The sequence below is a fragment of the Massilia aurea genome, assembly GCF_014200505.1.
Classification (GTDB): domain Bacteria; phylum Pseudomonadota; class Gammaproteobacteria; order Burkholderiales; family Burkholderiaceae_D; genus Telluria; species Telluria aurea_B.
Genome location: NZ_JACHBX010000009.1, coordinates 1 through 10,378, shown reverse-complemented (window position 1 = coordinate 10,378; position 10,378 = coordinate 1). Strand labels below are relative to the sequence as shown.

Annotated in this window: 9 protein-coding genes; all 9 read right to left on the bottom strand. The window is 53.1% G+C overall.

Annotated features, from left to right (window positions below; all coding sequences use genetic code 11):
* Window positions 1-1,214, bottom strand: a 1,214-nt coding sequence (locus HD842_RS23745; RefSeq protein WP_183558755.1) for a type VI secretion system Vgr family protein, incomplete at its 3' end; no start/stop codon positions are given.
* 56 nt (window positions 1,215-1,270) lie between these two features.
* Window positions 1,271-3,421, bottom strand: a complete 2,151-nt coding sequence (locus tag HD842_RS23740; protein ID WP_183558752.1) for a T6SS phospholipase effector Tle1-like catalytic domain-containing protein — start codon at window positions 3,419-3,421, stop codon at window positions 1,271-1,273.
* Window positions 3,418-4,179, bottom strand: a complete 762-nt coding sequence (locus HD842_RS23735; protein ID WP_183558749.1) for a DUF3304 domain-containing protein — start codon at window positions 4,177-4,179, stop codon at window positions 3,418-3,420. The genes HD842_RS23740 and HD842_RS23735 overlap by 4 nt, the downstream gene beginning before the upstream one ends.
* Window positions 4,154-4,999 (bottom strand): DUF4123 domain-containing protein, encoded by an 846-nt coding sequence (locus HD842_RS23730; protein ID WP_183558746.1) that lies wholly within the window; start codon window positions 4,997-4,999, stop codon window positions 4,154-4,156. The genes HD842_RS23735 and HD842_RS23730 overlap by 26 nt, the downstream gene beginning before the upstream one ends.
* 3 nt (window positions 5,000-5,002) lie before the next feature.
* The gene (locus HD842_RS23725) at window positions 5,003-6,583 is read right to left on the bottom strand and encodes a DUF2345 domain-containing protein (protein ID WP_229424912.1); all 1,581 of its coding nucleotides are present in this window, start codon (window positions 6,581-6,583) and stop codon (window positions 5,003-5,005) included.
* A 230-nt stretch (window positions 6,584-6,813) separates the two neighbouring features.
* Window positions 6,814-8,478, bottom strand: a complete 1,665-nt coding sequence (locus HD842_RS23720; RefSeq protein WP_183558743.1) for a T6SS phospholipase effector Tle1-like catalytic domain-containing protein — start codon at window positions 8,476-8,478, stop codon at window positions 6,814-6,816.
* A 3-nt stretch (window positions 8,479-8,481) separates the two neighbouring features.
* Entirely contained in the window at window positions 8,482-9,144 is a 663-nt protein-coding gene (locus tag HD842_RS23715) for a hypothetical protein (protein ID WP_183558740.1), read from the bottom strand.
* Window positions 9,145-9,155: 11 nt separating this feature from the next.
* Complete coding sequence (locus tag HD842_RS23710; RefSeq protein ID WP_183558737.1) at window positions 9,156-10,082, bottom strand: DUF4123 domain-containing protein; 927 nt, start codon at window positions 10,080-10,082, stop codon at window positions 9,156-9,158.
* Window positions 10,079-10,378, bottom strand: a 300-nt coding sequence (locus tag HD842_RS23705; RefSeq protein WP_183558734.1) for a DUF2345 domain-containing protein, incomplete at its 5' end; no start/stop codon positions are given. The genes HD842_RS23710 and HD842_RS23705, both read right to left, overlap by 4 nt.

The following is a 10,378-nucleotide window of genomic DNA, read 5'->3' as shown; positions in this document are numbered from 1 at the left end:
CCGAGGCGGTCGCAGTGGATTTCATCGGCGCCGCTCGCGCTCGCGCCGCCGCCGGGCCCGACCACGATCGCGCTCTGGCTGCCGTGGGCGGTTGGTTTCGGATGGTGGCGCAAGCCGTTTTCGCCGACCACCGGACGCCACGGGGTATCGGCCGCGATGGCATCGACCAGATTGGCGTATCCGCTGGTGCTAGCCTGGGCGATGACGGCGGCCAGTTCAGGATCGTGCTCGGGCAGTGTCTGTTCAAGCAATTCCGGGATCGGCCCGAACAACTCGGCCAGTCCCTCCCTGGCGGGCTTGGGCAGGTTGTTGACGCCCACGCTCACGACGCGCAGTGCGACATACGCCGGATCGGCATCGGCGCCGGCGCCCGCTTGCAGCGGCCCCTGCGTCAGGGTGAAACGGGTACCGGCGCGCAGCGTGCGCACGGTCGAGCGGGCCTGCCACAGGTGGCGGCGCGCTTCGTTGGCCTGCATCTGCAACAGCGCATAGCGGCACGCCTGGGCGCCGTCGGCGTAGAAGTACTGGCCAGGCGTATCAAAGCTTTCCAGCAGCGGCGCGTTGGGTCCTCCCACGGCGCCCGCAGTCGGTACGCTGGCGGCCACGGCTTTCTTGGCCTTGTAGTCGTAACTGAGCACGGTGGAGAGGCCCACGCGCAGGCTGCGCCGTGCGCGCAGCGATTGCACGCTGTCGTGCGCTTCGCCGGCGCGCGCGCCATGGAAGCGAATGCCGCCGCCGGCGCTGCTGCTGGCGTCCTCGGGCGTCGCGCTGGCCTGGCTGCTGTCGCCGAACAGCACCACGCCGTGGCCCTCGTCCGTTTCTTCGATGCGCCAGCTCAGGCCTTCTTCGGTCAGCAGCCGCGTGACGAAATCGAGGTCGGATTCGCGGTACTGGCAGCAATAGCTGCGCGTGCCGGCATCGGCCATGAAGGCTGCCGTTTCATCGCTCCAGCGCCATTCGGCGTGCGGTGCGTGTTCCTGGAACACGATGTCGACGATTTCCATCACCGTCTTGTCTTGCCATACGCGGCTGTTGCGCACCTGGCCAAGGCGCCACAGCCACGGCTGCAAGCGCAGCCGGTAGCGCGCCAGGCCGCCAAAGCTGCCCAGCATTGCCGCTTCGCTGACGAGGCCGTTGAATTGGGTACAGGTGCCGTCGGCCAGGCTCGTTTCCAGTGCAGCCAACCGGCCCAGTAGCAGTTGAGGACCAAGCACTTATGCCGCTCGCGGTGACACGTCGGTAAACCTTTCATGAAAATCGCGATAAGCTCCTAAACTTTTCGCCTCACATCACTTACCGAGTCGTCTACTGCCTTAATATCGGCCAGATCGTTAAACGACCTTCCGCTATGTTCACTATCTGACTGAGATAGAAGTACATCGTCCGAACCGCCATAAATCTTTCTAAATCGAAAATATCCAGCTTCGGCCAGAAACGATGGCTCACGCCCTTCGTTAATGTAACGAGGGATTAGCTTTGTCAGATCCCGCTCGTTGGGCTTTGCTTTTCTTTCCCGGTCAAACGCCTCTGCAGCCATACGCTCATTTCGATCCATACCGTAATCTGGCGGCCCTGCTCGAGACATTCGCACTACTGGCATAGGATTGGAATACAAAGACTTACGAACAGCCAATATTCTTGACCATTCTTGAAGTGAATTGACAGCATCCGTAGGATTAACCGCACCACTCAACTTGAAAGCCGCACGAGAATCGTGCACGTACTCATCAAAAAAATGTACAATTTCTGGGGTCTGGATTGTTACAGGCCAATGTCGCGCGATTTCTTGCCACTCACGAACGAAAGAGTTTCCAAAGCCAGGCGACTGCTTCGGTAGTTTTTGTTTTTTCCATTTCTGTAGTTGCTTTTCAAACTCATTCAATTCATCGCTAAATTCTCGAGACGACGAGTCCAAGTCATTCTTGTCAAAGTTGCTAGCTCTTTTAAAGCTGTTAGTTCTATTTATTTCGTTACCACCACCGGCACGCCGAAAATATCTCCATCCCATTTGAAGAATTTGCTGTTCGCGCATGATATCAGTCAGCGATCCCTTCGATCGCTTGCATTGCGATAAATAAGCATTGAAATCGTTAATGACCTTTGCATCGACTTCAAACTTTTTTTGCACATCCTTATCGGCCAACTCAAGCTTCAAAGGCACACCTGCCAATCTTGCGACCTTATACATATGCAGCAATGGCAAGCGTGAAAGCATATCTTTACCATTGGCATTAATACCTTTTCCATGATCCATCGGCGCATAACCGCCGCCAACATCTGAATGCACGCCAGGAAAGACGATTTCTTCTGCGTTGGATGGGTATGCGAACCCTACTGCAACTGAATCTAGCGGAAAACTGCGCCGTTGCTCATGCGCGGCGACGAGATGCACACATCGCTTTACACTGCCGGGTATTCTTAAGCTATCATCGGCATCAGCCCAGCCACTATGTCCATCTACTAATCGTGAAATAATCCAGTCCCCGAACGTGTTTCCCGGACCGACAGATGCTACAGTATCGAACAGACCCAAAAAGTCGAAACTTACAGGGAAGCCGCCTAAAGTTGTGCCTTTTTTTCCCAAAATCTGCGCATCGAGCCTGCATAAGGAATCTAGCCAGTTGGCAAAGGCACGAGCTTGAGTGGCTCCCCGAGAAAAGCCTAATGTCGATATAAAAATAGTTTGAACAATTGCAGGGTCAATCTTTTTTGGGCGAGATCCATTTATTGACCAGTGCTGTGCGACACGCGCGTGCAAACGCCTCAAAAGATTTTCAAATTCAGCTCGAGGACGCACTGTTTCCACATCCTGATATTCCCGATATGGACGTGCTACATTCCTGCTCATTAATGCCCGTGCCTCTTTAGAAAGATAAAGACGACTTACCAACGAGGTAGCTTCTTCGGACGATAACAAAGGTTGCTTGTAGAAAAAACGATGAACATTGTTAACTGCCTGAATTAATGCCCACACAATGCGGTCGTTGCCTTTTCTGCCCACAGCCCCGCCGAGAACCTTAGTCCAGCCATCACCGCTATCATTGATGTCCGGGAAAGGTGACGCTACACCCGGCACATAAACTCGAAAGAAATTCAAAAACCTTGAATCTTTTTCAAGCTTCCAGTCTACTCCCTTCGGCAATACACCCGGCACGCTCTGACCGGGGAAAGCGTCATATAATCGAGCAACATTGGAGTATTCATTCGCTTTTGCAGCCAACCTATAGTTATTTTTAGTTCCATCGAAAAAGAAGCCGAAGAAAAGGTTAGTGTTACACGACGCATTGGGCACACCAACTTTTGGTTTTTCGCGCTCTTCATGTCTGGCGATTTCCTCAAGATCCGCAAGGTCGAAGAATTTCTCTCTATCTGTGGCAGCTACATAGGCAATAGGTAAAATCGGACACAGTTTAGAGCTCATGGCCGGGCCTTTATTATTTGCTCAAGATGATATCTTGATTTACGCAAACTTTCCGCATAACGTTTCTCGACATATCCAAGATATGCAGGATCTTCTGGACCTGAAAAATTTTCGATCTCATCAGGAACATGCCTTTTGTCCGAAGCCCATGCTAGTGGAAGCTTAGATTTAGGTGATCTCTTTAGTTCCGCGAAAGATTCCTGAAAAACTCGCACGTTAAGTTCAGCAAGCTTGCGCTCTAACTCCCATCGTTCCAACATAAATTCGCGCGATGGCACCGGCCAACCCTTGATTTTTCCAGGCCATTGAGGATGGTCAGGTTGCAGGTCGCTTGAAACAATATCAATGCCACCATCGGACCTGCGCAGCACCCATAATTCTCCAGCTTTTCCATTCGCGTAGGCTGGTAGTTCGACTGTATGCTTCTTTTCAATAGCGGAAATTTCTTCTCCATTCCCTGTCGACAACCAGTGCCTCGATTCAACTTCAATGACTGTTCCAGGCGACCACTTGGCAGGGAGCTTGAAACAGCAAACGATGCCGCCAGCGGCATATGGCCCAATGTGTTCTCCACCACCATTGTTCTTTTCATCGCGTGGATCAACAACAGAAAACTCAAAAGGGTCCGCAGTGTAGTTAACACCATGAATACTTACTGAAACTCGATCACCTGACCCTGACGCGCCAGACTCTCCTCGCGCACTGCAGCCGCATAGTAAGAGCACAAATGTGCTAAACAGTATTTTGTAGATCGTCATTGAGTCGTCCCTTCAGTTCTTTCTGAAAATTCAAAAAAACATGTCCCACGGTGACCTGATTTCCCGTTGCACCCATGGCCATTAACTTGGCACACCATGTCAATGTTGCAATATCGTCGAGATTATGTTGGCGGGCAACCTGCACCGCTTCCTTGAGCAGATCATGCCGCTCTGACGGCAAGCCATCCCAAGTGTCGTCGCCATACTGCAGCCGAACCCATAGTTCGTCCGCTTCACTATCCTCAATCAGCCTTGCAAACTGCGCTTCACTTAGCCTTGCATTCACTGTAGTCCCGGCCGCTGGTCCAGAGTAATCAATCGGCAGCGCTGCCCAAGCCCCGTTCCTGGCAATGTAGTGCCAGCTTAGGGCATTGCCGGCAAGCTCACGCTGCTGCTGAGGCATCAGAACGGCAAAGATAGCAGGCAGTCGCCGCGTGTCGGGAAACCTGAAATTGAAATAGTCTCCCCCGGTCGCGACAGTGCACCAAGCGGCGAGTCGTTCAGCAAGTACGTCGATACTGTCGCTAGTAACAATCGCGCTCAACATGGGCAGTCCCTCGCATCGCTCCAGGACGCGATGTAGTGCCTGGTTGCCCGAAACGAAAGGCACCAGGAATGGCGATACGTCCCTCACTTTGTCGTTGCAGCCAGGAAGCCGCTCGAACAGCAAGACTGGCTCGCTGCTGCTGCTCAGGTGTCGAAACAGTCCAGGTACGAACGCGCCGTCGATCAACAGTACAAGCTGTGCTCCGTCAGGCAGTTGCCGAGATTGTCCCAGCAGTTCAGCATGCCAATTGGTCTGGTATGGATCGATCAACATGCGTTATTCCACCAACGTGAATGCGGGCGCAGCCGCCAGAGATTTTTTCAGACATTCGACACACACCGTGCCGGGGATGGCCGGTAGCGGATAGGGCTGGCCCACCGGACCCACGAAGCTTTTTTTCGCAGCGTGGATCGTGATCTTCCCCGGACACTGCACGGTAATATTCCCACCTTCGATCGTGATATTCGCCCCGCCCGCCGTCGACAGACTGATGCTCTTGGCAGCCGCCCAGTCGACATGCGCATTGGCGCTGATGATGTCCACCTGATCGCGCGCCTGCACATTGAGCACATCGCCCTGTGCCTGCAGATCCACCGCGCCCTTCGCTGCAACCAGTTGCAGGCCGATATTCTCCGCACCCGCTGTTACAGCACCGCCCAGCATACCGATCGCCTGCCCGCTATGCATCCGCAACTGGCCACCGGTGACAAACTGCGTATCCTGACCGCTCATCAACGTGATGGTCTCGCCATTGGCCAGTTGCAGATCATTCGCGGCAACCACACCAAGGCCGGCCTTGGCGGCAATGGCAATCACAGCCGAACTACTGTTGGGCAGTTTGCCATCGGCCGGGGCAACCGGTTTGGCAGGCATCTCGCCGCGCGCCGCGTCCATACTCTCGCCACTGAGCATGCCCGAGACCGCCGTCAGCATTGCCGGCAGCGGCGCTTCCTTGTCGTCGAGCTTGCTGGCATTGGCTTTCGCAGCGCCGAGATGGCTGGCGAACGCCACCGTCTGATGCGTCGTCGCTGCCGCGCTGAAGGTCTCGCCCAGGGTGACCGCCTGTTTCAGCATGGCGATCCCCGCCACATTGTCGCCAGCCGGCTCACGTGCGTCCGCGCCATGGGTGATCTTGTAGCTCGTGACCAAGAGGCCCGTGGCGGCGCGCACCGCGCCATAGCCGTCCGTGCGGAGTTCGGCGCCCAGCCCGCGCAGGCTGCCGCGGTAATTGTCGGCCGTATGGATCAGGTGGCCCAGATTCAGTTCGCTAGCGGCGTGGCTGCTCTTGAGCTGGATACGGCCCTGGCTATCGGTGTCGTCGAACACGAGCTGGTTGTAGCCGCTGCCGCCGAATTCCTTGCTGCGAATGCCCCACTGCGCGGCGCTGTTGCGGTGACCGGCGCTGGCCGCCGCCGCACCGTGCCACAGCGGCCCGTTGCCACCCGCCAAGTTGCCCTGCGCCGAGACGGCGTGATCGTTCGCGGCGCCGAAGATCGCTGTGTCGCTCTCTTGTTCACTCTTGCCGCCCGGGGTCGGTAGCGTGCCGCCTTCACCCTGGCCGTTGTACAGCGCGCCGACGATCAGCGGCCGGTCGATATCGTTTTCGAGAAACTGCACCAGTACTTCCTGCCCGATGCGCGGCAGGAACTGGCTGCCCATGCCGCCGCCGGTCGAGCGCTGCGCAACGCGTACCCAGCAGGTCGCGGCGGCGTCTTCCTGCCAGTGGAAGCGAATGCGTACTCGGCCGAGGCGGTCGCAGTGGATTTCATCGGCGCCGCTCGCGCTCGCGCCGCCGCCGGGCCCGACCACGATCGCGCTCTGGCTGCCGTGGGCGGTTGGTTTCGGATGGTGGCGCAAGCCGTTTTCGCCGACCACCGGACGCCACGGGATAGCGGCCGCGATGGCATCGACCAGGTTGGCGTAGCCGCTGGTGCTGGCCTGAGCGATGACGGCGGCCAGTTCGGGATCCTGCTCAGGCAGTGCCTGTTCGCGATGGCCTCGAACAGATCAATGTGGCTTCGCGGGCAACGCATTAGACATTAGGAGTTTTCGTCATAGATCGAATGCTGCAAAGATCTATGACAGCTTCATGCGATCGCCGCTTGACCACCGGTTGGATCCTTCGGCAAGAGCATTGCTTCTCTCGCTCCACTTGCATGCGGTTTTACCCCTTCATACCGCCAGTAAAGGAACTTTTTACCGCGCTTTCCTAAGAAATATTGACGATTTCTACTCCAACGGCTAAATTCAATTATTCCAACACTTGAATCGCTCATCTGATTTTTGAATCCTGCCACAGAATCATGTACATAACGATCAAAAAATTTGTCAAAGAGATCGCGCTCAGAAGTTGGCATCGATTTTCGAAGTTTACCTGTCCAAGCATCGAATATCACGTCCTCAAGTGGCTCAGTGGAACTCCGAAAAAGACCTGTTTTTTTCTTAGCGATATTTTGAACATCGGCCTCCCACTCACGGTCGGTAGTCGTCATATAGGCGTCTGGCGTTGCATACATCACTGCCTCGCCTCTCGCGATCATTGCTTGACGCTCCTTCAGAGCTGCCCTCTGACGCTCCGTACGTCCCCATCTCCAGTGATAATAACAGCCCATATGGCTAATGACCTGTTTCTCTAGTGTGCCGTTTGTCTCAACATGTTTCACGTAGACTTTAAAACATGATGCAAGTTCAGTCGATATCATGAACAATGACCCGTACTCCTTTAATATTTTGCTTGGAGGATCAAAGGGGACGCCGGCTGAATAAGCAGTTAAAAACATGTTGCACAAAGGAATTCTAGAGAGATGATTCGATCTTCCTTCCTGATTCATATCGTCGTATCCTCCGCCAACGTCCGAATGAGCACCAGGGTAGAATACCTCGCGGCAATTTTCGGGTATCGCCTGGTTATCTCGAACTGAATCAGATGGGAATTTTTCCCTGACCTCATGCGCAGCTACGTAATGTTCGCACTTCCGTACATACCATGGAATACGTAAATCTGATGCCCAGTCCGAATGACCTCCATTGTCGACTGCGCTAAGCGCCAAGCCACCAGGAAATATAGGTAACGCAGAACTAAGAAATATAGGCAACGCAGACTCGAAGCGGCTGCCGCCAAATCCGACAGAGGCAACCGTATCAAATATTCCAAGGAAGTAAAATTCTATGCGGGGAGGCACACTGCCTCCGCTTTTTACCCAGACCAGATGATCATCTTGTTGCTGACACTGTGCTGCCAGTTGTCGCACAAACGCACGTGCCTGCGCGGCGCCTCGGCTAAAACCGAATACAGCCACATTTACTTGATTCACATGAGGCATATGAACATCGATACGCTGCTTGAGGCGATCCAGCATCCATGTGATTCTCGCCTGTCCTTTCGATGCCTGCGCCATGCCGAGCGCCTTGTCTAAGCCGCCGCCGCTATCACCAACATCAAGAAATGGTGTGCCGACTCCCGGGGCGTACAAGCCATAAATTCGATCAATCGAGTTATTTTCAACGTGGCAAAATTTCGCCAGCTTTGCAATGTTGCTATACTTTTCGATGTGAGGTTTCAGTTCACCATTACCGTCAAATTCGAAGTTATTTCCTGTTCCATCGAAAAAGCAAGTAATCCAGATTGGCTTTTTACAAGTTTTCGCATCGCTGCAATTCTCAAGCCATCCCATTCGACTACGGTTCACCCCTCTGCGAACTTCCTCGCTTTTAGTTAAATCGCTCAGTCGACGAACTGTTAGATTGCCCATAATTCATTCCCTATGTGGCGTGCGAGGAATCCCGTATAAAGGATTGTCGATCTCATTTTTACAAAATTGGCCTTCAGGAAGCGGAACCGCGTGTCGCTTCACGTATGTGTAAGGAAGCGGCTTTTGGCTTTGAAACGTGGCGAGTTCAGCCTTAATCGTTCCGTCAGCAAGGAAGTGCAAGACAACTTTATCGGCTTTGACATTCGAATTCGCGGGTTGGACATCCACGATAGCTTCGCACCAAGTGCTTCCGCCCCCGCGCCCCTTAAAACTGCGCGTATCTCGTTTGTCGCCAAGTTTCCCGTCGAAATAATCAAGATCATAGACGACGCTCCATATCACCCTGATTTTCAACGGCCTATCGGTTGCTTCACTCCATATAAGACAGCAAGTGTCACCACCCCCGGCCACCTCTTGGCCGTTATCCATACTGACCTTGTCGGAGTTTCGGAAGAATACCGATCCGCCATTGACAGCAGTTTCAACGTCAAATGGAATAGAGGCAACTTTATACATAACATTAAACAGATCAAATTTCGTGTAGTTATATATAGTAGTTGTAAAGGTTGTCCTTCTCAGCTCCTCCTGTCGACGTGCCTCCTCCTCTTTGGACTCGCACCCTATCAAAGAAAAAATTCCAGCAAACAATAGTATAATTTTTTTCATACATCCGCTGCTCACGATAATAATAGCATCTCTGCTTCGATCAATTCCCACTGTTCAGCCGACCACTCCATCACTTTCTCGCTGAATGAAATATCTGCATTGGAACTTTCAGCTGCCTTAATAATGGAAGGATGCGTGCTAAATTCTGGACCAAACATAACTGCTAAAATACAGAATGTTTTGATATCGACTGCAGAGATCACCTTAAGGCCTCTCGCGACTTCGATTTGCCTATAAAAAAAATCATAGCGCTCATTTTTTGGAATTTTATCGAGCACTTTTGGATTATCATTACTTAATTGGCTCATAACAATGTACGGCATGGCTAGCGCCATTAAATCATCGCATTGCCCATCACTCAACAACATAGGGCGCGAGTCTAAAATCTTCGCTGAGCCGAAAATTCCGAAATCAACCGCTTGATTTGTTCCACGAACATTCTTGAACAGCCATTGAAGTGTTCCGGAAAGCGCGCTCGTTCGCTGTTCGACATCGAGCACGTCAAGCCAGTGAGGCAATATGGTCGGATCGTAGTAACGCATTACCCACTCAGTACCGTCTTCGTGTCTCACTTCTGTGAGCCAAACCAACCGTTTCACTAAATCTGCCAAATTTTCAGCAGACACAATTAGTGATATGAATCCGGCACTATTGTATTCATCCAGCAACTTGGCCAATAAAGTGCAGTTCTCACGGGCTTTATGCAAAATGAGGATGGGACCCGCATAGACTGCATCAGCAACTGCCGCCTCACCCAGTAATGAGTAGAGCTCAATTGATTTATCTTGAGGCGACACCAAGCGGTTGAGTCTACTGAACTTAGCACCGTCAATCAGACTATAAAGTTTTGCGCCGTCGTCGAGAAGCCGACGATCTAACAACTCAAGCATCCCTTCCCCGACAGCTCCGGTAGAACGATCTCCAAGCTCCAAGTTCATTCCCCTTTTGCTGCGAACGGCGAGCCCATCGCCGCAGCCTTCAACAAGCATTCTTTGCAAATGGATCGCGGCATTACAGGCAAAGGAAAATTCACGTTCTTGGGCCCGGTAAAACTCTTCTTGGCCGCATGTATCGTAATCTTCCCCGGACACTGCACGGTAATATTCCCACCTTCGATCGTGATATTCGCCCCGCCCGCCGTCGACAGACTGATGCTCTTGGCCGCCGCCCAGTCGACATGTGCATTGACGCTGATGATGTCCACCTGATCGCGCGCCTGCACATTGAGCACATC